General features: G+C 46.5%; 20 protein-coding genes. 10 read left to right on the top strand and 10 right to left on the bottom strand.

The features are described from left to right. The first annotated feature begins 135 nt into the window (after positions 1–135). A complete protein-coding gene (locus ACU37H_RS12710; RefSeq protein ID WP_472703866.1) occupies positions 136–978 on the top strand; it encodes a hypothetical protein in 843 nt (280 codons plus the stop codon). Positions 979–1,018: 40 nt separating this feature from the next. Here the strand turns inward: ACU37H_RS12710 and ACU37H_RS12705 are convergent, their stop codons facing one another. Then, positions 1,019–1,411 (bottom strand): c-type cytochrome, encoded by a 393-nt coding sequence (locus ACU37H_RS12705; RefSeq protein ID WP_472703868.1) that lies wholly within the window; start codon positions 1,409–1,411, stop codon positions 1,019–1,021. A gap of 91 nt (positions 1,412–1,502) precedes the next feature. Between ACU37H_RS12705 and ACU37H_RS12700 the strand changes: the two genes are divergently transcribed. The 3 genes from ACU37H_RS12700 to ACU37H_RS12690 all read left to right on the top strand — a co-directional run bounded on the left by ACU37H_RS12700 (position 1,503) and on the right by ACU37H_RS12690 (position 4,169). Continuing rightward, complete coding sequence (locus ACU37H_RS12700) at positions 1,503–2,528, top strand: 2-oxoacid:ferredoxin oxidoreductase subunit beta (protein ID WP_472703870.1); 1,026 nt, start codon at positions 1,503–1,505, stop codon at positions 2,526–2,528. A gap of 88 nt (positions 2,529–2,616) precedes the next feature. After that, complete coding sequence (locus tag ACU37H_RS12695; RefSeq protein ID WP_472703872.1) at positions 2,617–3,222, top strand: L-threonylcarbamoyladenylate synthase; 606 nt, start codon at positions 2,617–2,619, stop codon at positions 3,220–3,222. A gap of 44 nt (positions 3,223–3,266) precedes the next feature. Beyond that, complete coding sequence (locus ACU37H_RS12690; RefSeq protein WP_472703874.1) at positions 3,267–4,169, top strand: hypothetical protein; 903 nt, start codon at positions 3,267–3,269, stop codon at positions 4,167–4,169. Here ACU37H_RS12690 and ACU37H_RS12685 read toward each other — a convergent pair whose 3' ends face one another. The 3 genes from ACU37H_RS12685 to ACU37H_RS12675 all read right to left on the bottom strand — a co-directional run bounded on the left by ACU37H_RS12685 (position 4,170) and on the right by ACU37H_RS12675 (position 6,510). Continuing rightward, a complete protein-coding gene (locus ACU37H_RS12685) occupies positions 4,170–4,937 on the bottom strand; it encodes a glycoside hydrolase family 25 protein (RefSeq protein WP_472703876.1) in 768 nt (255 codons plus the stop codon). An 82-nt stretch (positions 4,938–5,019) separates the two neighbouring features. Continuing rightward, complete coding sequence (locus tag ACU37H_RS12680) at positions 5,020–5,406, bottom strand: hypothetical protein (protein ID WP_472703878.1); 387 nt, start codon at positions 5,404–5,406, stop codon at positions 5,020–5,022. Between the two features lie 324 nt (positions 5,407–5,730). Continuing rightward, positions 5,731–6,510: an enoyl-CoA hydratase/isomerase family protein gene (locus ACU37H_RS12675; protein ID WP_472703880.1), complete on the bottom strand. Its 780-nt coding sequence runs from the start codon at positions 6,508–6,510 to the stop codon at positions 5,731–5,733. Between the two features lie 96 nt (positions 6,511–6,606). On the opposite strand from ACU37H_RS12675, the gene ACU37H_RS12670 reads away from it, so the two are divergent. Further along, positions 6,607–7,212, top strand: a complete 606-nt coding sequence (locus tag ACU37H_RS12670; RefSeq protein ID WP_472703882.1) for a trimeric intracellular cation channel family protein — start codon at positions 6,607–6,609, stop codon at positions 7,210–7,212. Positions 7,213–7,350: 138 nt separating this feature from the next. Here the strand turns inward: ACU37H_RS12670 and ACU37H_RS12665 are convergent, their stop codons facing one another. Together ACU37H_RS12665 and lpxA are read right to left on the bottom strand one after the other, a co-directional pair. Continuing rightward, on the bottom strand, positions 7,351–7,968 hold the full coding sequence (locus ACU37H_RS12665; protein ID WP_472703884.1) for an ABC transporter ATP-binding protein: 618 nt from the start codon (positions 7,966–7,968) through the stop codon (positions 7,351–7,353). Then, positions 7,949–8,758: an acyl-ACP--UDP-N-acetylglucosamine O-acyltransferase gene (gene lpxA, locus ACU37H_RS12660; RefSeq protein WP_472703886.1), complete on the bottom strand. Its 810-nt coding sequence runs from the start codon at positions 8,756–8,758 to the stop codon at positions 7,949–7,951. The genes ACU37H_RS12665 and lpxA overlap by 20 nt, the downstream gene beginning before the upstream one ends. A 189-nt stretch (positions 8,759–8,947) precedes the next feature. On the opposite strand from lpxA, the gene ACU37H_RS12655 reads away from it, so the two are divergent. Continuing rightward, positions 8,948–9,877 (top strand): helix-turn-helix domain-containing protein, encoded by a 930-nt coding sequence (locus ACU37H_RS12655; protein ID WP_472703888.1) that lies wholly within the window; start codon positions 8,948–8,950, stop codon positions 9,875–9,877. A 79-nt stretch (positions 9,878–9,956) separates the two neighbouring features. Here ACU37H_RS12655 and ACU37H_RS12650 read toward each other — a convergent pair whose 3' ends face one another. The 3 genes from ACU37H_RS12650 to ACU37H_RS12640 form a co-directional block, all read right to left on the bottom strand. Continuing rightward, positions 9,957–11,237 (bottom strand): sugar MFS transporter, encoded by a 1,281-nt coding sequence (locus tag ACU37H_RS12650; RefSeq protein ID WP_472703890.1) that lies wholly within the window; start codon positions 11,235–11,237, stop codon positions 9,957–9,959. A 134-nt stretch (positions 11,238–11,371) separates the two neighbouring features. After that, positions 11,372–13,993, bottom strand: coding sequence for an MGH1-like glycoside hydrolase domain-containing protein (locus ACU37H_RS12645; RefSeq protein WP_472703892.1), 2,622 nt, complete (start codon positions 13,991–13,993; stop codon positions 11,372–11,374). Positions 13,994–14,148: 155 nt separating this feature from the next. Next, entirely contained in the window at positions 14,149–15,228 is a 1,080-nt protein-coding gene (locus tag ACU37H_RS12640; RefSeq protein ID WP_472703894.1) for an N-acetylmuramoyl-L-alanine amidase, read from the bottom strand. A 204-nt stretch (positions 15,229–15,432) separates the two neighbouring features. Between ACU37H_RS12640 and gnd the strand changes: the two genes are divergently transcribed. The 4 genes from gnd to pgl all read left to right on the top strand — a co-directional run bounded on the left by gnd (position 15,433) and on the right by pgl (position 19,585). Then, positions 15,433–16,839 (top strand): NADP-dependent phosphogluconate dehydrogenase, encoded by a 1,407-nt coding sequence (gene gnd / locus ACU37H_RS12635; RefSeq protein ID WP_472703896.1) that lies wholly within the window; start codon positions 15,433–15,435, stop codon positions 16,837–16,839. A gap of 59 nt (positions 16,840–16,898) precedes the next feature. Then, positions 16,899–17,282: a VOC family protein gene (locus tag ACU37H_RS12630; RefSeq protein ID WP_472703898.1), complete on the top strand. Its 384-nt coding sequence runs from the start codon at positions 16,899–16,901 to the stop codon at positions 17,280–17,282. A 63-nt stretch (positions 17,283–17,345) separates the two neighbouring features. Further along, complete coding sequence (zwf, locus tag ACU37H_RS12625) at positions 17,346–18,863, top strand: glucose-6-phosphate dehydrogenase (RefSeq protein ID WP_472703900.1); 1,518 nt, start codon at positions 17,346–17,348, stop codon at positions 18,861–18,863. Then, positions 18,863–19,585: a 6-phosphogluconolactonase gene (pgl, locus tag ACU37H_RS12620; protein ID WP_472703902.1), complete on the top strand. Its 723-nt coding sequence runs from the start codon at positions 18,863–18,865 to the stop codon at positions 19,583–19,585. The genes zwf and pgl overlap by 1 nt, the downstream gene beginning before the upstream one ends. Before the next feature lie 40 nt (positions 19,586–19,625). Here the strand turns inward: pgl and ACU37H_RS12615 are convergent, their stop codons facing one another. Beyond that, positions 19,626–20,963 carry a family 43 glycosylhydrolase gene (locus ACU37H_RS12615; protein WP_472703904.1) on the bottom strand — a complete coding sequence of 446 codons (1,338 nt, stop codon included), beginning with the start codon at positions 20,961–20,963 and terminating at the stop codon, positions 19,626–19,628. Positions 20,964–21,116 lie beyond the last annotated feature (153 nt).

Raw genomic sequence — 21,116 nt, 5'->3', positions numbered from 1 at the left:
GCGATGTTAACAGCCTGCCTTAGAAACAGCATACTTCTCCCCACGCTCATTGCGATATATTTATATAAAAAATAATTTATTTAACATTTTTTATATATTTTTAGCCGCATTGATTAATCTCAAAAACCAAAATATATGAAACACAAAATTGCTTTTGCCTTACTGCTGGTTGCGTTCATTGTACAAAGCTGCTGGAAAGATGACACGGACGGGGCCCGGATCAACTACAGTCTGCAACTGGCCGCTAATAACACCCACGGTAAAATTCTGACGGATGCAAACGGAAGAACATTATACTTTTTCTCGAATGATGCCAAACTGACGGCTACCTGTACAGGAGGCTGCCTGGATAACTGGCCCATTTTCTATACAGATCAGCTTGATGTACCGGATGGCTTGAAGAAGACTGACTTCACGACCATCACCCGTGAAGACGGCAAAAAACAAACAGCCTACAAAGGCTGGCCTTTGTATTACTTTGCGAAAGACTTGAAAGCCGGTGATATTAATGGCGACAAGGTAGGTTCAGTCTGGTATGTGGCCAAGCCCGATTATTCGTTGATGTATGTGAACGCTCAGCTTACGGGGAACGACGGCAAAAATTACACCATCAATCAGACCGGCGCGGTAGTGGAAGGCGATGGAAAGACCATGTATATCACGGATGCGCTGGGCAGAACGCTCTACATCTTCAAAGCCAAAGACAAGAAGAACACGAACAATTTCACGAAAAGCGACTTTTCCAATAATGGTATCTGGCCTGTATTTTACACAGACATCGATCGGCTACCCAGTATTCTAAATAAAGATGACTTCGGGAAAATAACGGTACATGGCAAAGAACAGCTGACTTACAAAGGCTGGCCGCTGTACTATTTTGGAAGCGACGCTGCGAAAGGTGATAACAAAGGCATCAGCGTGCCCTCACCCGGAGCCTGGCCGGTGGTCAATACGGCGACTGCTGCAGCTGTTGAATAAATTTAAAACAGGGCTAAGCCGGCTTCGATCTGTATTTTAACTAATCCTCCGGGTAGGCGTTTCCTTTATGACAGGTGTTACAACTGATCCTTGTCAGATAAGCCGGGTGGATCTTAGGGTCGTAATTGAAATAGCTCTTGTTAATATCGATGGTCAGGCGCATCATCCTGCGCGCTTCTTCTTTCACGGGATTATCATCGGAAGCAAAATTCAAAGTGGTATCGCCGCTTTTGACTTCGCGTGCATGACAGAAATCGCAGGTGACACCTAGCCCCTGGTTGTAGGTTTCCATCAGGCTATCGAGCTTTTCATCACTGATATCCTGCGGCAATACTTTTAAATTCCGGGCAGAAGAGGGATGGTTCGTCACAAAGCCGACCATCAGCAGGCTGCACACCGAGATGATGACCAGAGGCAATTTTTTCTGAAACATAGAGCAATTTACGCCAAATCGGTCATGCAATTGTCATTCGCTTTAGTAATCCCCTGCTAAAATCTTACCTTTGCACCCGATTTTAATAAAGATGTCAGAAGTTTTAGTGCCCACATTAACAGCAAAAGATTTCGCTACAGACCAGGAAGTGCGTTGGTGCCCCGGTTGCGGTGATTATTCTATATTAGCCCAGGTTCAACGGATCATGCCGGGCCTTGGTATTCCTAAGGAAAATATTGTTTTTATCTCCGGAATCGGCTGTAGCAGCCGCTTTCCTTACTATATGAACACATATGGTATGCACTCGATCCACGGGCGTGCAACAGCCATCGCCAGCGGCCTGAAAGCTGCCCGGCCGGAGTTGAGCGTTTGGATCGTGAGCGGGGACGGCGATAGCCTGAGCATAGGAGGCAACCATACCATTCATTTGCTCAGAAGGAATTTTGATGTCAACCTGTTGATCTTCAACAACCAGATCTATGGTTTGACCAAAGGTCAGTATTCTCCTACTTCAGAGGAAAATAAGATCACAAAATCTACTCCTTTTGGTAGTATCGACCATCCCTTTAACCCGGCTGCCCTGGCTTTAGGTGCCGACGCGACCTTCGTTGCGAGGACCATGGACCGCGACCCCAAGCATATGCAAGCCATGTTGCTCAGGGCTAATGCACACAAAGGCACCTCCTTCCTGGAAATATATCAGAACTGTAACATTTTCAACGATGGAGCGTTCGAGATCTTTACGGAGAAAAGTTCCAAGCCGACTGAAACCCTATTCCTGGAACAAGGCAAACCCCTGATCTTCGGGGCCGAAGGCAACAAAGGTCTGCGACTCGATGGCTTTAAACCTCAGGTAGTCACCATCGGAGAAGAATTCAGTGCCGATGACCTTTGGATCCACGACGAACAGGATATTTATAAAGCGCAGATCCTCACGCGTATTTTTGATGACCCTTCCATCGAAGGGCACCTGCCCAGACCTTTTGGGGTGTTTTACCAGACAGACAGACCTTGCTACGAAGAGATGATGGCGCTCCAGCTGGAAGATGCTATCGCCCGTAAAACTCCGGATCTGAATGCGCTGCTGAGAGGTAAAGAAACCTGGACGGTCCAGTAGTTGCAGAATAAAGTTTGAAAGTAGATGGTTGAAAAGCGTTGCAACCTTTTCGACATTTTAATCTGTAAACTTTTTAACTTTACCCGGCATGCTTATCCAAATCCATCCAAAAGATCCACAGGAAAGACTGATCAAACAGGTTGCTGAAACCTTGAGGAGCGGCGGTATCATCGTGTACCCGACAGATACCATTTATGGCTTTGGTTGCGATATTTACCAGACAAAAGCCATTGAACAGATCTGTCGTATCAAACAGATCGACCCTAAAAAAGCCCAGTTGTCTTTTGTTTGCTGCGACCTGAGCCACCTCAGTGATTTTGCCAGGCAAATCTCCAACAGCACCTACCGCATTTTAAAAGAGCATCTGCCAGGCCCTTACACCTTTATCTTACAAGCCAGTAAGCAGGTGCCGAAAATTTTACAAAGTAAGAAGGACACGATCGGATTGCGTATACCCGACAATAAAATAGCCCATATGCTGGTGAAAGAACTGGGACACCCGATCTTGAGCACTACCTTGCCGGGAGATTTCGTGGAAGACTATACAGACCCCGAGATTATTCATGAAAAATATAAAAACCTTGTTGATGTTGTTATTGACGGCGGACCGGGCGGAACGGTACCATCTACGATTATCAACTGTGTGAACGACGAGTATGACGTTATTCGACAGGGCGCCGGAAAATGGGAATAGCCCGCTTATCAAGCCCCGCCCTCCAAACGATTCAAACCATTTGCATGAACATACAAAAGCCCCACAACCTGCTGATCTGCTTAACAGCAATGATCGTATTACTCGGAGCCTGCTCCAACCCCCGGTACATCAATGCCCCTTCGACACATAATGCAGCCTTTTTCCGGCAACAGGGAGATTTTAAATTTTCTGCGGCGGCCGCAGGTAACCCCGCCAGCCTTATCTCTTCAGATGATGATGAAGACGACTCGCCAAACCGCTCGGCCGGATTTGACGGACAGGCGGCCGTTGCTGTTACCAATCATTTTATGCTGACAGCAAGCGGTATGTATCGCAGTGAAAAAGACCGATTTAAGGATGATGATCTTTCGGGCACGTCACAGCGTACGAGCGTCCACTACGACAGGCATATGTTTGAAATAGGCGCCGGCTTCTACACGCCTGTGGGAGCGGGCGACAAAGCCTATTTTAATGGCGTAGCGGGTGTGGGCTTTGGACGGATGTCCTCGACAGACAACGCGAATCCTTTTGAAGCCGGGCGCAGTCGCTGGTACAAGGCCAATACGCTTAAGTATTTTCTACACCCTTCCTTCAATTTCTTTTTTAACGATTACCTCAGGATGTCGGTTGCGCCGCGCTTTTCTCTGACGAAACTGCAACGCATTCAGACTAATTATAACACAGAAGAGGAAGTAGTGCTGGGGTATGACGAAGCCCGGCGGAATACGTTTGGATTGTTCGAGCCATCTGTTTTGCTGCAAACAGGCTTCAAAAATAATGATTGGCTAAAGCTGGACCTGGGCTTTCATTTTGCAACAGATCCGTTTACTACGAAATCTAATGGCGGCGATGAAACGCTCAGGCCGGATCTGTCTACCTATAACGTTCAGTCCCGCAATTTTTTGTTGTCCCTGGGATTATCATTCTATCCTCAGCTCAGGAAGTAGCTATTGGATCAGCAAGGCATTGAACGCAACAATATCTCCGTTGAAAACGTTGAAGTCTACCTTGGCATCAATGCCGTTGACATTGCCCAGGTCATTGTGTTGCCAGAAGGTCCAGTCGCGGTTGATGCGCGGCTTCTTCTTCTCATAATAATGCGCTACCCAAAGCGGGTATTCATCAAATTCGGGACCCAGGTATTTTTTATAGAACTCGGCATTGGTATAGATGATAGGTCTGACCTTGTAATGTGCCTCCACGATCGCCAGCCAGGCGCGAACCTTTTGCCGGTACATATTAACCGGGAAGATGCTGGCTTGTTCGGCATCCAGGACCGGCGGCAGATCGCCGGGCTGCAGTTTGACCCGCGAAATGAAATATTGCGCCTGCTTGGAAGGATCCTGACTTGCAATAAAAAAGTGATAGGCTCCCCGGGTAATGCCCGCTTTCCTGGCGTTGCGCCAGTTAGACTTGAAATATTTGTCCGTAAGTCCCTGCCCTTCAGTGGCTTTGATAAAGGCGAAGTTGAGCTGAATATTATTGACGTTCATCTCTTTGACACCTTTCCAGGCGATCTTCTTCTGATAGCGGGACACGTCAATGCCGTGTATAGAATAGGCCACCGGCATATCTATCCCGAAGGCATCATAATGAATGAATTTCACTTTCCTCGATTCTATCCATTGTAACAATCCGAGCACCAGTACGCAGAGAAGGGCTACAGAGGCAATCAGTTTCAGGTTGTTGTAATGATATCTTTTCTTACGAGGCATTCAGATACGACGGGGTTTTTACTTTTTGCAAAGATATTGGTTGACAAAAAGCACCTTGGGTCTGGCACTAATTTTAACAGGATCAGGATTGCTGGTTGTAATTGGTGCGAAAACCATTTTTACGGCTTTCGATCTCGTAGAGCTCACGCTCCACGGTGGCGGGTTTGCTGATTTTGACCAATCCGGGCATACCGGCATAATCCCTTGCCGAGCTGTAAATGTAATCAGAAGAATATTGGACAACTCTTTCTTTTACAGGAATGCTGTGTATAAATTCGAGCTGTTCGGCCATGCTTTGAGGCTGGCGCATATCAATCTGGGCGGTGGTTTTCACATCACCCCAGCAGGAAAAGCGGGGGTCATTGGCAGCATCTTCCGCGACCGGAATGAAATGCTTGATCAACCAGGCGTTTCGTTCGCTAGGTTCTTCTTTCACTGCTTCGATGATCTTTTCACAGGTAAAAATCATAAATCCATCTCTTAATTCAGGCAGAGATATGTGCTCAAGAGATTGACAAATGACATAGAGTTTATTGGACATAAGACACCATCCGTATACGATCAAGCCCTTACTGTCAATAAAATGATTGAGACTATGCACAATGATCTGTTTGTACATAGGTTTCGTAAAGATATCTACCGTATCAATAGTTTCCAATGTCAAGCAATAGCACCCATTTTCGCGTATTGTCATCATCTTGCTGTTGCGTTTTCTATAAAGAAGCAAATCCTGTTCCAGTTTTAGGAAATCTATAACTTTCCGACTTTTTCGTAGAATAACGCAGCAACCGGATCAACTATTCGTGAACACGGGTTTCCGCTTTTCAAGAAAGGCGGCAATACCCTCTTTGGCATCGTTGGTCGTTAACAGTCTCCCAAACGCAAGCGCTTCTGTTTCAAAGCCTTTCCGGTCCGCATCATAGGCATATTTTGCTGCGTGGATGCAGGATGCAATGGCGGCGGGCGCTTTGCTGTTGATGACGGCCAGCACAGAACGTGTTTTGGGCAGCAGCTCTTCGCGACTTACGACATGGTTGACAAGGCCATAATTAAATGCGGTCAATGCGTCGATCATATTGCCGGTTGCCAGCAGCTCTATCGCGCGTCCCCTTCCGATGAGCTGCGTGAGACGCTGGGTTCCGCCATAGCCGGGCAGGAGGCCCAGGTTCACCTCTGGCTGTCCAAACCGGGCGTTGTCGCCTGCTACCCTGAAGTGACAGGCCATCGCCAATTCACAGCCGCCACCCAGCGCAAAACCGTTAACGGCTGCCGCTACGATCTTGGGACTGTTTTCGATTGTTTCAAACACGGCTTGTCCGCGTCGCGCCAGGGCTGCGCCAGTGTCCGCATCCAGTTTTGTAAATTCTGAAATATCCGCACCCGCAACAAAGGCCTTGTCTCCGCTGCCCGTAATCATTGCCGACCTGATATCTTCCCGGCTGATCACCTGGTTAATCGCTGCTTCAAGTTCATCAAACACCGTTTTATTCAGCGCGTTGAGCTTATCCGGCCGGTTGATGGTGATCGTTGCGATATGGTCTTCCACATCAAAAAGTATTGTACTAAAATCCATTGCTTTTGTTTTTTGTCCCTTAAACGTACAGAAAATTTTTTATCTGTATATCGGCAATGCACGCCCGGAACGGCGGTAAGCGTATATTTTTGCAAAGTGACATTTCTGAAAGTTATCACCTACCTGGGTATATTCGTCTTTGCGCTTGCCGGTGCCTTCAAGGCACGCGGAGCCAAGCTGGACGTATTCGGGGGATTGGTAGTAGCATTTGTGTCGGCCTATGGTGGCGGCACGCTGCGCGACCTGCTGCTCGGCGTCAGGCCATTAAGCTGGATCAACGACAACCTGGCTTTCGGGCTGGTATTTGCCGGAACGGCTGTGACGTTTCTTGTGAAAGATAAGGTCAACAATTTCCGGCGCACCATCTTCTTTACGGATGCGATCGGCCTGGGACTATTCACTGCTGCGGGCATAGAAGTGGCATTGCGTAACGACACCAACACGACCTACGCCCTGGTGATGGGAGTGGTAACGGCTACTTTCGGCGGATTGATCGCAGATATTTTTTGTGGCTACCCGCCTTTACTTTTGAGAAGAGGTGAATTATATGCCACTGCCTGCGCAGCCGGCGGCCTGGTATTTATTCTGATCAATAAATACCTTGTGACTACTAAAAATGTGGACCTGACGATCTGCGTATTGTTGGTCGTAGCTATCAGGATCTATTCGAAAAGAAGAAGATTGATGTTGCCGGAGATTTAGAAAGAGGTCGGAAGTCAGAAGACGGAAGTCGGAAGACTGAGGGTCGGGAAGTCGGAGGTCCGAAGTCAGAGGACGGAAGACTGAGGTGGCGCAGGTTTATTGGGTGTAAAGAATATGCTGTGCAGATCGGAAGTCGCGCTATTTGTATGCAGTAATATCAACGACCTCTTTGCAAAAGCCATATTCCTGCAGATCATTACTGCTGACAATCACGAGGCGATTGCTGCAATATTTATGAATAAGTTCCTTGTAAAGTTCAATGCCCGCAACATCAAGATTGGTGCAGGGTTCATCGAGCAGCACTACGGGCGTATCGGAAAAAACACATTGGGCCAGCTTTACGCGCTGTTTCATACCGCTGCTGAACTCGTTGATCTTCTTATGCATCGCTTTTTCGAGGTTCACTTCCTTCGCAATAAAATCGACCTTTGCCTGCCGGAGAAAGGGCTTAAAGGATTGGTGAAAGGTCAACAGCTCTGCAAACGTAAACTCTTCAATCAACTCTAAATAAGGTGCACAAAGGGAAATATGCTTATAGACCTTTTCAGGCGGCACAGGAACATCATCCAACGCATGTGCACAGGAACCATCGTTAAGCGATACGGCACCGCTCAACACCTGTAGCAGCGTGCTTTTGCCACTGCCGTTAGGGCCTGTTATGGCATACCAGTTGCCTGCTTGAAATGTGTAAGTAACATCACGGAAGATCCAATCGCGGTTATAGCGTTTGGCGGCGTTATGCAATTGAATCGTCATCGCCGTTGCCTCCTTTACTGTATCGCTTGATGATACCACGGGTACTTTCCTGTATAAACGTCAGTATCTCATCGCGCTCTTCGGTAACAGCAAACTCTTCTTCGAGGATCTGCACTGCCTGCGTTACGTTAAGACCTTTATTGTAAAGTATCCGGTAGATGTCCAGGATATGATTTATTTTTTCGATGCTGTAGCCTCTTCTTTTCAATCCTACAGAATTGACGCCGGCATAGCTTAACGGTTGCCTGGCGGCTTTGATAAAGGGAGGTACATCTTTACTTACGAGGGATCCCCCGCTGATAAACGAGTGAGAGCCGATCTTTACAAACTGGTGCACGGCTACCACTCCTCCAAATCCCACATAATCGCCGAGGACCACGTGTCCGGCGATCTGCGTGCTGTTGCTGAGCGTGCAATTGTTGCCAATGATACAATCGTGACCGATATGGCTGTAGGCCAATATCCAGCATCCGTTACCTACCACGGTCTTCCAGCGATCGGCCGTACCGCGGTGGATGGTCACAAACTCGCGGATCACGCAGTTGTCCCCGATCTCGACCGTAGTCTTTTCACCCGCGTATTTCTTGTCCTGCGGTTCTGAACCAATTACCGTTCCGGGAAAAATTTTACAGTTCTTACCGATTTTTGTGCCTTCCTGGATAGTTACATTCGATCCGATCCAGGTGCCCTCCCCGATCTCCACATTGGGATGAATAACAGTGAAGGGATCAATTTTTACGTTGGTAGCAACTTTGGCATCGGGATGGATGTATGAATTGAAATGTATCATTAAAAGCTTTATAAGTTTCGAAAGCCCCGCAAAACCATCGAGTTAGAATATTTTTAAGTGAGCGGCGTGCAAATTTAAATATTTGATAATATCCGGAACGCATTTTAACCAGATATAGCCATCAAATTTATAACTAATAACTGTTAGTTGATTAATTTGGCTAACAATATTATTTTTGCAACTATTCCCATGAGCAAGCAACAAGAAATAGAAGCGGTGACAGGTAAATGGATGCAGGCCGTCAAGGGCTTAAAGCCGATCAGTTGTAAAGAACGGCAGATTCCCGGATCGGTGCATTATTCTATCAAGCGATTCATGCGCGATGAAGAAGATCCCGCTGACGATGTGGGCATTGTTAATTATGATTACAAGGGCCGCAGCAACGATCAAAATAGCTTAAAATTAAGGTTTTGTGTTGCCGGCAATATGTATTGTGCTGCTGAAAGCTGCCAGAAATGTACGGTTGGTAATGCCAAAAGTTGCGCTCAAAGCGTTCCCAGCTACGACATGGTATCGGTCGATTATTCGGCACCCCAGCTCGCACAGTTTGTAAACGGGAAAACATTAACTACCGCCAGCGCCGATGTGTTGCTGCGCTTTAACAAGGAAGATTCTTTTCAGAAAAATATACCGCTCTGCTGCAAGACCCGTGGGGTGATTGAATCCCTCGTGAACCATAAATATACCGGAAGCCTGGAAAATATTTATGTAAATGCCCAGCTCCAGATGCTGTTATTATATAGTATGGATTGGGTTTCTGATAAAGAAGAAATCCTGGCCTGCCGCTTCCTGAACAGCGATGTAGACCGTGAAAAGATCACGCTGGCGCGGGATATCCTGATCCAGAATATCGGGCAGCCCATCACCATTAAAGAGCTGAGCCGGAAAGTGGCCATGAACGAATGTTACCTTAAAAAAGGTTTTAAAGAAATGTTTGGTACCACGATCTTCGATTTCTATCAGAATCAGCGGATGGAACACGCCAAATACCTCCTTTATGAAAAAGGCCTCAACGTTACTGACGTGTCTATGATGCTGGGCTATTCCTCTATTTCGCATTTCAGCACCGCCTTTAAAAAACAAACAGGGCTGAAGCCCTGTGAGTTACTGTTAAGATAATCTTCTTTGATCTTTATCAGCTGCTGTTTCAAACCCTTCCGGGCCTGAAACAACAGGTTGATCCTTTATATAGCAAAACTTAAACGGTCTTTCCAATCTTGTTTCCTTTCATCGCAAAGAACAGGATGAACGCGTAGCAAGGCACCATGATCCAAAAGGCTTGCTGCATGCCAATGTTTTCTCCTAAAGAAGCCCATAACTTGGGAATCACAGCACCCCCGGCAATACCGATCACCAGTAACGCAGAACCCAGCTTGGTATATTTACCCAGGCCTTCAATAGCCAATGGCCAGATGGCCGGCCATACCAGCGCATTCGCGAGTCCCAGCAGTGCAATGCAAAGTACAGAAGTATATCCTGTCGTAAAAATAGCCCCCAGGCTAAAAAGGATACCTAAAATGGCTGAGGCGCGCAACGCAGTGGCTTGTGACATGTATCTAGGAATCGTCAGGATGCCTACAATATAGCCTACCAGCATACCGATCATTGTGTACGACGTGAAGTGTTTGGCCTCATCAAGGCTGATGCCGATGGAGTTGCCATAGATCTGGATGATATCGCCCGCCATTACTTCTACACCCACATACAGGAACAGAGTAATGAAACCCAGCCAGAGATAAGGATATTTGAAGATACTTTCCCGATTCACCACTTTACCAGGGGATTCAATCGTTTCATCTTCGCCTTCGGCTTTCACCTCGGGCAATGCTGAAAAATAAATGAATATGGAGAGCAATATCAGCACCGCGGCGATCACGACGTAAGGCATGATCACGCGGGAGGCTAATTCAGTCAGCGTAGCAGCCTTTTCATCCGCACTCATGGTCAAAAGCGCCTCTTCCAACCCGGATGAATCTTTCAATACGATAGCGCCCAGGATCAATGGGGCCAGGGCGCCTGCACCCTTGTTACAGATACCCATGATACTGATGCGCTTCGCAGCGCTTTCAATCGGACCGAGAATCGTGATGTAGGGATTAGAAGCTGTCTGCAGCAACGCCAGTCCGGTACCGATCACGAAAAGGCCTAAAAGGAACAGATCGTAATTGCGCGACCTGGCGGCGGGAATAAACATGAGCGCACCCACAGCCATTACCAGCAAGCCCACCATCATCCCTTTCTTAAAGCCGGTCTTTTTCAATACCCACGATGAAGGAAAGGCCATCACGGCATAAGAGATGTAAAATGCAAACGTCACTAACACCGCCTCGGAAGTGGTCAGCTCACAAGCGATCTTCAAATAAGGTATCAGGGTACTGTTGACCCAAGTCACGAAACCAAAAATGAAAAACAGTATACCGATGATAATGATCGGCCCAAGAGAACTTTTTCTTTCGATTGTAGATGCAGCAGCGTTCATGTAGTAGAAAAATTAATATAAAATAGCCTTAAAAATAAAGGAACTTGTCGACGTGACCATCATTTACGCAAACGTTTGCGCAAATCAGCGGTAATGAAGCTGTTTATGGATGAGAGACAGAGACCTTCCGAACATCACTCTTTCTCCGCCAGCTCGCTGATCAATTCCGCAACCAGCGCGCTCCAGCCGGTCTGATGATTGGCTCCCAATCCTCTTCCCGTGTCTCCATGAAAATACTCGAAAAATAAAATCAGATCCTCATTACCCGGTTGCTTATAAAACCAGTTGTAAGGACCATATATTGGCCGGTCGCCGTTCTTGTCGCGTTCAAACAGGCTGATCACCCGTTTAGCAAGTTGGGTGGACGCGTTGTATAAGTTGACTTGTTGACCTGAGCCGGTTGGATATTCGACCATCAGGCTGTCATGGTAGAATTTACCCAGCCTTCTGATGGACTGTATGATGATGAAATTGATGGGAATCCACACCGGGCCGCGCCAATTGGAGTTCCCGCCAAACATATCGGATGTGGAATCACCCGGATCGTATTGTATTGTGTGAACTTCGCCATTGATCGTTACCGAATACGGATGTTGCTCGTGGTACTTGGATAATGCCCGGATACCGCCTTTTGACAAGAATTCATTCTCATCCAGCAGTCGCTTGAGCATGGCCTTCAACTTGTCCGTCTGCACCAGCGAAAGCAACAGTTCTTCCCCGTCGCTGTGCTCTTCTTTGGGCCAGTAGCGGTTGTTCTTCAGTCGGTAATTTTTATACCATTCAAATCGCTTGGCAAAATCCGGAAGCTTTTCAAATACTTCTTTTCGTATGGTGGCGACGGCATAAAGCGAGGTGAGGCCTACTATCGACTGTATCCGCAACGGCTGCGGGGGCGCATCGCGCATACACAATACATCATAGAAGAACTGATCTTCTTCATTCCAAAGCACATGCTCATTAAGCGCTTCTGCAATAAGAATGAAGTGTTCAAAGAATTTGGTGGCGGCGTCTTCAAAGCTGTTGTCGACCATGGCAATTTCGAGGGCTATGTCCATCATGCTTAAAGCGTAGACGCCCATCCAGCTGGTGCCGTCTGCCTGCTCCAGTTGAATCTCTCCTTTATCATGAAAGCTCCGGTTAAACACACCAATGTTATCCAAACCCAGGAACCCGCCTTCAAAAATATTATCCCCCTTCAGATCTTTACGGTTGATCCACCAGGTAAAGTTGATCAGGAGTTTATGAAAGACTTTTTTCAGAAAATCAATATCTCCTTTACCCCTGGTTTTCTTTTCAATGGTAAAGATCTCCATAGCGGCCCAAGCCTGAACGGGCGGATTCACATCACTGAAATTCCATTCATAAGAAGGCAACTGTCCATCGGGCTTCATGTACCACTCACGCATCAACAGCAACAACTGGTTTTTCGCAAACATCGGATCGACCACAGCCATTGATATACACTGAAAGCTCTGATCCCATGCGGCGTACCAGGGATACTCCCATTTATCTGGCATCGAGATGACGTCCTGGTTCTTTAAATGTTTCCATTCACTGTTCCGGCCATATTTACGCCGGTCAGAGTTGGGCGTGATTCCATCCGAATTGGAGAGCCACTTTTCAATATCGTAATGATAGTATTGTTTGCTCCAAAGCAAGCCCGCCAGCGCTTGCCGCTGTACTTTTGCCAGCGCTTTGCTTACTCCTTTGGGAAATATTTTTGCGTAAAATTCGTCCGCTTCTTTTTTTCTTTTTCCAAAAAGCTGTTCAAAGTCACTATCAAAAGGTTCTTTCAGCGATTCCTCCGTTAAGCGGCAATGAATGGTGATCGTTTCCCCGGGCGGAATGGTATAATTATATACAGGCGAAAATTTAGTGCCTGCCTTCCGCTCTCTCAGTTCATTCACGTTCTTCTTGTGAATAATGGCCTGATGAAAAGCATCCTTGGTGAAAATACTGGCATTAGGCTGCCCGGTAACAATTTCCGTATTTGTTTCATTGTCCGTGTACAGCGCGTCGTCTGCCTCCTGGTAATAAAAATGGTAATTGCCCAATCTCGGATGCTCGGCAAATATGGTGTTGGATCCTGCCGGTGAAAAATTGGGCTTGGTTTTTAAGCTGCCGTGTTTGGTCCATCGGTTATAAAACCACAAGGTCGGCAACACTGTAATTGAAGCGGCCTTTTTATACCGGTTGGTTACTTCTATTCGAATCCCGATATCGGTGCTGTTGGTTTTCGCATATTTAATGCGCACATCAAAGTACCGGTTATCTTTAAATGCGTCGGTATCAAGTATCTCGTATTCAGGCTCGAGCTTGGACCGCTTACCGCCTTCTTCTTTTAACTGATCGTAGGGAAATTCTTCCTGTGGATATTTATAGAGGTATTCCATGTAATAATGCGTTGGCACATTATCCAGGTAATAATACAGCTCTTTCACATCTTCCCCGTGATTGCCTTCGTAGTTTCCCAAGCCGAATAAGCGCTCTTTCAGGATACGGTCTTTGCCGTTCCACAGCGCAATGGCAAAACACAGGTTTTGAAAGTAGTCGGAAATGCCCGCCAGTCCGTCCTCTCCCCAGAAGTAGGAGCGGCAGTGAGCATGATCAAACGGGAAATAGCCCCAACTGTCTCCGTATTCACTGTAATCTTCGCGAACGGTGCCCCATTGTCTTTCACTCACGTAGGGCCCCCATTTTTCCAGGGGTATCGCTTTAGTCGCATTTTCTCTGAGTCTCTTATGTTCTTCTGTCATCTATCTTTATATTTAACCGGGATCGCGCGCAGTAGTTTTGCCAGTTATCAAGGCAATACCGGTAAACTGCCCGAGTTTTAGTAGTTTACAAATATAGAGATTGATGCCAAATATGTGTAGATTATACACAGTTTACAGTAACGAATCTATTGCGCTCAGAACTTCCGGTACAAATTGTACAATACTTTTTTGTCGTATTCGGTCAAAGTACCGGATACATCATTCTGGATATAATGCAATTTAAATGCCTTAATTGCAGAAGACTGGTTGCTGATGTCATATCCCATGACGCGCAATGCCAACAGGGCATTAAAGTCTGAAGGAGGAGTTTGCAAATTGTAAGTATCGTACCAATAACCAAAACCGGCATCTGCTAACCTTTTCCAGGGAAAATATTTGCTGGGATCACTTTTTCGCGATGGCGCAATGTCTGAGTGCGCGATAAAATTGGCTTGCGGAATACCGTACTCATCTTTCAGGTAGTCCAGTAATTTGATCAGCGCTGTAACCTGCGCGTCGGAAAAAGGCTCGCTGCCATTGTTATCGATCTCGATACCCAGGCTACAGGAGTTCATATCCGTGATGCTGCCCCATTTGCTGTTTCCGGCGTGCCAGGCTCTCACATAATCGTTCAGCATCTGGTACACCACACCGTCGCGGCCTACAACGTAGTGCGCGCTGGTTTGCGTTCTCGAAATGGAAAAGGTAAATAAGGTTTGTTCGGCCGAGTTCTGTGCGGTATGATGCAGCACCACGAAATTGGGTTTCCGCACATTGAAGTTTACCGATGCATACCATTGAGAATTAACAGCAGGATTCCTTTTCTGAGACGGATTCTTCGACACCTGGTTAATGATCTCATCAATGGTCTTTTCGTATGTGGTCTTTGCAAAGGATTGAATACTGTCTGTAATGTGGCGGTAATATTCTGCGGACCTGTAGGCCAGTTGGCCTGAATTACTGGCGCTGCTAACGGGAGGCTTGTACACTTCGCGCGGCCGTTCCGTTCTTTTAGCAGGTTCAGGAGTCTCCTCCTTTCTGTCGTTGCGGGTAATCTGTTCCGGGCGCGTGAAGACGGTCTGATTTTGTTGCGGAGTAGTGGAAGGATCTTGTTTTACGACCGGTTTTTTGGGCGGTGGGTTTCTGTTTAATACATTTGTCTTTTTGGGTAAGTTATCACCGCAGGCGCATAATACGAACAAAGCGAAGGCCGGTAATGTTTTTTTGATAAACATTGCAAATACTATTCTTTTTTCTAAAAATGGTCTTAATATATATCCGTTCTTAATGTGAAAATAACGAAATTCATCGTAAAACCTGAAGAAGGTGATAAAATTGTGACCCGGGAAAAGAATATTTAAGGTTTTATTAAACGGTATAATTTGTGTTCGTGTACCGCCCTGTTTTATAAAAAGCTACCTATCTTTAAAATAAATAATATGAATGCACATTTTGGAATGATCGGATTGGGTACGATGGGCCGCAATCTTGTATTGAATATAGCCGACCGCGGTTTTGCGGTATGCGGGTACGACAGAAGTGAAGAACAACGCAACCGCATGCTGGAAGAAGCGCAGGAAAGGCCCGTCACCACTGTGTCCTCGTCCATCGAGTTGATCAAAAGCCTGAAGGCCCCGCGTGTGATCATGTTCCTTGTGCCTGCGGGAAAGATCGTTGACAATGTGATCGAAGAATTACTGCCTAACCTTGAGCGGGGCGATATCCTGATCGATGGCGGTAACTCCCATTTCGTAGATACCGAACGGCGTTATGTCACCCTGCAAAATTCCGGCGTTCACTTTATCGGCATGGGTGTGTCGGGAGGAGAGGAAGGCGCCCGCCGCGGACCGAGCATGATGCCGGGAGGCAATGAAGAAAGTTATGAACTCGTCCGGGAGATCTTTGAAGCCATTGCCGCGAAGGCCGACGGCGAACCCTGCGTGGCTTTTATGGGCAACAGCGCTGCAGGCCACTATGTGAAAATGGTGCATAATGGAATTGAATATGCGGTAATGCAGATGATCAGCGAAGTATATGGCCTGTTGAAAAACGAAGGCCTGAGCAATGCCGAGCTTCATGAGCTCTTTGATAGCTGGAATAAATCGGAACTTCAATCCTTTCTCGTTGAAATCACTGCGGAGATATTCGACACAAAAGATCCGCAAACCGGCAAGGACCTGATCGACCTGATCCTGGACAAGGCGAAACAAAAAGGCACCGGTCTCTGGACATCCCAAAGTGCACTGGAGCTTAACGTTCCTATTCCAACCATTGATACGTCTGTCAGTATGCGCTACCTGTCTGCCTTGAAAGAGGAACGCGCCCAACTGTCAAAATCCTATGTCCACCAAAATAAGAAAACCGGTGTTGACGTAGAAGCGCTTAAAAAAGATTGCCGCGACACCCTGCATTTCGGGTTCATGATGGCCTATGGCCAGGGCCTGGAACTACTGGAGGAAGCTTCAAGGACTTACCAATACAATATCCCGATTCCAACGGTCATTAAAGTATGGCGTGCAGGATGCATTATCAGGTCTTTATTGTTGAACGATCTGTACGAAGCCTTCAGCAACGAGCCCGGCTTGAAGAATATCATCGGGTCTCCCGTGTTCATCCCTATCCTCAAAGAAAAAAGGCATGGCCTGGTGAATTTCCTGAAAACCGCTATGGATGCGGGTATACCGGCATTAACCTTCTCTACGGCGCTTAGTTATTTCGACGCATACACACAGGAGCGGTTACCGGCCAACCTGATACAGGCGCAAAGAGATTTCTTTGGTGCACATACTTATGAACGTATTGACCAGGAAGGCAGTTTTCATACAGAGTGGGGAGCGGGGAAATAGTTCATTGTTGATAGTTCATAGCAGATTCATGAACTTCTTTAAAAGAATCTCTTTTATCAATGAAACTAAATTTAAACCAGATAACCATACAGGTAACCGATGTTGAGCAATCTATCCGGTTTTATGAAACACTGCAATTGAGGTTAATTGTTAAGTCGTTACCAAAATATGCAAGGTTTGAGTGTTTAAAAGGTGATACCACATTTTCTCTTCATCAATGCAATGAGGTGGATTCGTTTAATAAAACATGGATTTATTTTGAAAGTGAAGATTTAGATAATGATGTCGCCCATCTTCAACAAGCAGGAATCACATTTGAGGAACTACCGAAAGATCAACCCTGGCTTTGGCGCGAAGCCAGACTCAGAGATTTAGACAACAATGTAATTATCTTATATTTCGCGGGTGATAACAGAAAAAATCCACCGTGGAGCATACGCTAAATATTGCAATAGGGCTGACACAAGCAGTGAACTATTAACTATGTACAATCAACTTTTTTAAACATGAACTTTAAAACGACTCCGGCAAATATTATCATCTTTGGTGGTGGTGGCGATTTGTCCTGGCGTAAATTGATCCCGGCTTTCTACAATTTATTTATTTACGGCTACCTTCCGGATCAGTTTACCATCTTCGGTATCGATTTTCAAAACCTGACCGAAGCGGCATATAAAAAGCATATTCTAAAAGGCATCAACAATTTTTCCAGGAGTGGCAAGGCTAAAGCGGCAGAGTGGAAAGCCTTCTCGCAGCATCTGCGTTTTATACAGGGCGATTTTACCGCAGACGACCTGTACCTTCGCCTGAATGATACCCTTGAAGAAAATGACAAGGGCCTTAAAACCCGCGGCACCAGGCTTTTCTATTATTCCGTAGCACCACGCTTCATTGAGGTGATATCCACCAAAATTTCGGAACACCGTATTGCTGAAGACCGTAAAAAAGACCGGATCATTGTAGAAAAACCGTTTGGAACCGACCTGGAGTCGGCACAAAAGCTCAATACTTTACTGAGCAATCATTTTTATGAAGACCAGATCTACCGGATCGATCATTACCTGGGCAAGGAAGTGGTGCAGAATATCTTAGCATTCCGGTTTGCCAATCATATTTTCGAACCGCTTTGGAGCAACAAGTTTATCGACCAGATCCAGATCACAGTAGCTGAGTCGGTGAGTGTTGGTACGCGTGGCGGCTATTACGACAAAAGTGGCGCTCTGAGAGATATGGTACAGAATCATTTGCTGCAATTGCTATCCCTGATCGCAATGGATTGCCCCACTAATTACGATGCGGAAGATATCAGGAAAGCAAAAGTAAAGGTCCTTAAGAAAGTACGGCCATTCAATTCGATATCTGTGGCCCAAAACGTAGTAAGGGCGCAGTACACGGCGGGAAGCATTGACGGGCAGCCGCAGGCCGCTTATCGCTCGGAAGCAGATGTGTCCCCCAGATCTCAAACCGAAACTTATGTGGCTTTGAAACTCTTTATAGACAATGGCCGGTGGAAAGACGTTCCGTTTTATTTGCGCACCGGCAAATGTATGGAACATCAATCATCTGAGATTATGATCCAGTTCAAAGACGGCCCGCACAAGATCTTCAAGGATGATATAGAACCCAATCGCCTCATCATCAGCATCCAGCCCGAACGGGAAATCAGTTTGATGTTTGAAGGAAAAGTGCCCGGACTCAAAATGAAGCTGCGGCCACTGGAAATGGACTTCACCTACAAAAACTCCTTTGAAGAAGCCGCACCTGAAGCGTACGAAGCGCTATTACTGGATGCGCTCGAAGGCGATGCCACGCTGTTCATCCGTGCAGACCAGGTCGAAACCGCCTGGAAAATTGTAATGCCGATCCTGGACGCGTGGGCAAAAAGTTCCAAAGACCTGAAGAAATATAAAGCCGGTAGCTGGGGACCCAGGGAAGCGGAAAAACTGATCACCGAAGGCACAACCAAATGGCTGCTGCTATCGGAACAGAAGAAACCTAAAACGATAAAATTAAAAAAGATATAATGCAACAAATCAAATTGATCTGGGAAAATGCAGAAGCCCTAAGCCTGGCCGCAGCCCACTATTTTGTAGAAAGATGTAACAACCATATTGCCGCCAAAGGAAACTTTACCGTATCGTTATCGGGAGGCAGCACGCCGAAGCGATTGTATCAATTGCTTGCTACACCTGCTTTTTCGAGAAACATTGATTGGAAGAAAGTTCAGCTGTTCTGGGGCGATGAAAGGTTTGTGCCGCATACCCACGAAGACAGCAATTATAAAATGGTCAAAGAGGCCTTGCTGGATCATGTTAAGATTCCGCGGAAAAATATTTTTGCGATGCCTACTAAAGGCGACGCAGCTACCTGCGCGACACAGTATCAAAAGATGATGACAGAGGCGCTCGGCAGCAAAATGCAGATCGATCTGACATTCCTGGGTCTGGGTGATGACGGACATACTTCTTCTTTATTCCCCGGAACTGATGTACTTCAGGAAAAGAAAAAATTTATCAAAGAGGTATGGGTCGAAAGCAAGCAAACTTTCCGCTTAAGCTCCACCTATCGCCTGGTCAACAGCAGCAAAGAAGCCATGTTCCTGGTAGCCGGCGCCGCAAAAGCGCCTGTGGTGAAACATCTATTTTCTAAAAATGCCCGATCAATCTACCCGGTTCAGGAAGTAAGCCTGAAAAAAGGGAATGTGATCTGGATGCTGGATGAAGCAGCGATGGGAGCTGACAGTTGACAGTTTACGGTTGACAGATGATAGCCGTCAGCATTGACTGTCATTTATTATCTGTCGCCCTTCCCCCAAATGAAAACCAGTCTACGTCAGGTATTGCATCCTGAGCGGATTTGAAACGCAGGTATACTGCATGTACCCCTTTGACGGTTTTGATTTTTGTTTCAGATATATGAAATGCGGCCTGAGTTGCTGTTGAATTGATTTCGCAGGCGCCAATGACGGTTCCATCGGGCTTGTCTAATACAATTTCAATAACGCCTTGACCCGCTCCCATAGTTTTTACCTGGAAAGACCCGGCCCCGTTTTTAAAATCGATGTATTTAAACGCTGCCCAATCATGGTTCTTCATTTTTGTAAGGCCCTCGTTGGGGATATCTGTTGCCGGTAATGGGCTGATGCGCACATTTCCCTTCATCAGGCAGGCGCGTGCCGCATCGATCGGATCAAAAGCACTTAGAGCCGCACCGGCTCCCTGAGAGGTCATTTCCACTTCTTTAATTGTTCCGTCCCTGGCAATCGTAATTGGCTCTACACAAGCTTTACGAAACTTTTGCGAGTTATTGGTCGCACGGTGATAAAATACATACCACTGTCCTTTGTATTGTTGTATAGACCCGTGATTGTTCCAAACAGCCGGATCACAACCATTATTATCGATTATAACACCCTTGTAAATAAAAGGACCCATAGGCGACTTACTCATGGCATATCCAAGACAGGTGGGCCTTTTGTTACGGCTTTCATCAGCAAAGACCAGGTAATACCAATCTCCAATGCGACGGATGGAAGAGCCTTCATGAAATACCTTTTTACCCTCCTTCAAAGGCTCAACAATGGTCGTTGTGTCAATGGACAACAGGTCTTTAGACAGCTTAGCCACTTTGGGTTTGGCTTGTCCCCAATATAAATAACCCTGGCCATCCTTATCTACAAACGCGGCCGGGTCTATCTCGTAAGCGCCCGGGATCTGCGTACCGTTAACGAAGGGTCCTACAGGATGATCGCTGACAGCCACGCCTTCCGCATGGGTTGGCTCCGGCGTGCAGTAGTACAGGTAATATTTACCATTGTGCTCTATACAGTCCGGTGCAAACAGCAACGCATCGGAAGCCTTAATGGCGTCGTAGCGTCCCTTTGATGTAAATATATTTTCATCCAATTTCCAATGAAGCATATCATCGGTTGATAACACGTGGTGCGTGTAGGAACACCAATAGGCATCGCTTTCATCGCGCGAACCATACACATACAAACGGCCGTCTCTAAACACCTTTGCCTCAGGATCGGCAATATATACACCGGGTGGGGCAATTGGATTTTGCGCTGAGGAGATGGTAGCAAGAAGCACTAAAAAAGGCAAAAGCAATATGTGTTTCATATGTTTATTTTGGTTTTATATCAGCATAGCAGAAGGAATCAGTTAGTGCGCGGCAATGGACCTGCAGGCGCTGTTTCAGAAAATTGCGCTGTATGAGGCGTCTTCGCCTCGTACGACTATGCTATCGCCTCCGGGCGATATTGTGATAAGTTT

It is taken from the genome of Niabella sp. ZPM-14, from assembly GCF_055693045.2.
This window is presented reverse-complemented; position numbering and strand designations above follow the sequence as displayed.

What these genes read in the sequence shown, in the direction of transcription:
- ACU37H_RS12690 (WP_472703874.1), top strand. Translation starts at nt 3,267, where the DNA reads ATGAACATACAAAAGCCCCACAACCTGCTGATCTGCTTAACAGCAATG.
- zwf (WP_472703900.1), top strand. Translation starts at nt 17,346, where the DNA reads ATGAACTTTAAAACGACTCCGGCAAATATTATCATCTTTGGTGGTGGT.
- ACU37H_RS12705 (WP_472703868.1), bottom strand. Translation starts at nt 1,411, where the DNA reads ATGTTTCAGAAAAAATTGCCTCTGGTCATCATCTCGGTGTGCAGCCTG.
- lpxA (WP_472703886.1), bottom strand. Translation starts at nt 8,758, where the DNA reads ATGATACATTTCAATTCATACATCCATCCCGATGCCAAAGTTGCTACC.
- pgl (WP_472703902.1), top strand. Translation starts at nt 18,863, where the DNA reads ATGCAACAAATCAAATTGATCTGGGAAAATGCAGAAGCCCTAAGCCTG.
- ACU37H_RS12615 (WP_472703904.1), bottom strand. Translation starts at nt 20,963, where the DNA reads ATGAAACACATATTGCTTTTGCCTTTTTTAGTGCTTCTTGCTACCATC.
- ACU37H_RS12710 (WP_472703866.1), top strand. Translation starts at nt 136, where the DNA reads ATGAAACACAAAATTGCTTTTGCCTTACTGCTGGTTGCGTTCATTGTA.
- ACU37H_RS12685 (WP_472703876.1), bottom strand. Translation starts at nt 4,937, where the DNA reads ATGCCTCGTAAGAAAAGATATCATTACAACAACCTGAAACTGATTGCC.
- gnd (WP_472703896.1), top strand. Translation starts at nt 15,433, where the DNA reads ATGAATGCACATTTTGGAATGATCGGATTGGGTACGATGGGCCGCAAT.
- ACU37H_RS12680 (WP_472703878.1), bottom strand. Translation starts at nt 5,406, where the DNA reads ATGATTTTTACCTGTGAAAAGATCATCGAAGCAGTGAAAGAAGAACCT.
- ACU37H_RS12700 (WP_472703870.1), top strand. Translation starts at nt 1,503, where the DNA reads ATGTCAGAAGTTTTAGTGCCCACATTAACAGCAAAAGATTTCGCTACA.
- ACU37H_RS12655 (WP_472703888.1), top strand. Translation starts at nt 8,948, where the DNA reads ATGAGCAAGCAACAAGAAATAGAAGCGGTGACAGGTAAATGGATGCAG.
- ACU37H_RS12640 (WP_472703894.1), bottom strand. Translation starts at nt 15,228, where the DNA reads ATGTTTATCAAAAAAACATTACCGGCCTTCGCTTTGTTCGTATTATGC.
- ACU37H_RS12650 (WP_472703890.1), bottom strand. Translation starts at nt 11,237, where the DNA reads ATGAACGCTGCTGCATCTACAATCGAAAGAAAAAGTTCTCTTGGGCCG.
- ACU37H_RS12695 (WP_472703872.1), top strand. Translation starts at nt 2,617, where the DNA reads ATGCTTATCCAAATCCATCCAAAAGATCCACAGGAAAGACTGATCAAA.
- ACU37H_RS12675 (WP_472703880.1), bottom strand. Translation starts at nt 6,510, where the DNA reads ATGGATTTTAGTACAATACTTTTTGATGTGGAAGACCATATCGCAACG.
- ACU37H_RS12665 (WP_472703884.1), bottom strand. Translation starts at nt 7,968, where the DNA reads ATGACGATTCAATTGCATAACGCCGCCAAACGCTATAACCGCGATTGG.
- ACU37H_RS12645 (WP_472703892.1), bottom strand. Translation starts at nt 13,993, where the DNA reads ATGACAGAAGAACATAAGAGACTCAGAGAAAATGCGACTAAAGCGATA.
- ACU37H_RS12630 (WP_472703898.1), top strand. Translation starts at nt 16,899, where the DNA reads ATGAAACTAAATTTAAACCAGATAACCATACAGGTAACCGATGTTGAG.